Origin of the sequence: Staphylococcus cohnii subsp. cohnii, assembly GCF_002902365.1 — a bacterium.
GTDB classification, from domain to species: Bacteria; Bacillota; Bacilli; order Staphylococcales; family Staphylococcaceae; genus Staphylococcus; species Staphylococcus cohnii.
The window spans coordinates 30152-30496 of record NZ_PPQC01000060.1; the positions used below are offsets into that span (position 1 = coordinate 30152).

Sequence of the window (345 nt, forward strand, 5' to 3'; positions counted from 1 at the left end):
CTAAATATATATGGTGGAGACTAGCGGGATCGAACCGCTGACCTCCTGCGTGCAAAGCAGGCGCTCTCCCATCTGAGCTAAGCCCCCATAATTTTTAAATAAGAGTCGGGAAGACAGGATTCGAACCTGCGACCCCTTGGTCCCAAACCAAGTGCTCTACCAAGCTGAGCTACTTCCCGTATTTATCATAAAATCATTTTTAAAATGGTGCGCCCAATAGGAGTCGAACCTATAACCGCTTGATTCGTAGTCAAGTACTCTATCCAATTGAGCTATGGGCGCTCTATTAAAATGATGGTGCCGAGGACCGGAATCGAACCGGTACGATGATCTCTCATCGCAGGA

At 47.5% G+C, this 345-nt stretch carries 3 tRNA genes; all 3 read right to left on the minus strand.

Annotated features, from left to right (window positions below):
- Positions 1–11: 11 nt before the first annotated feature.
- Positions 12–87 (minus strand) — tRNA-Ala (locus CD032_RS10400).
- Positions 88–105: 18 nt separating this feature from the next.
- Positions 106–179 (minus strand) — tRNA-Pro (locus CD032_RS10405).
- Positions 180–205: 26 nt separating this feature from the next.
- Positions 206–282: transfer RNA gene (locus CD032_RS10410), tRNA-Arg, on the minus strand.
- Positions 283–345: the final 63 nt, after the last annotated feature.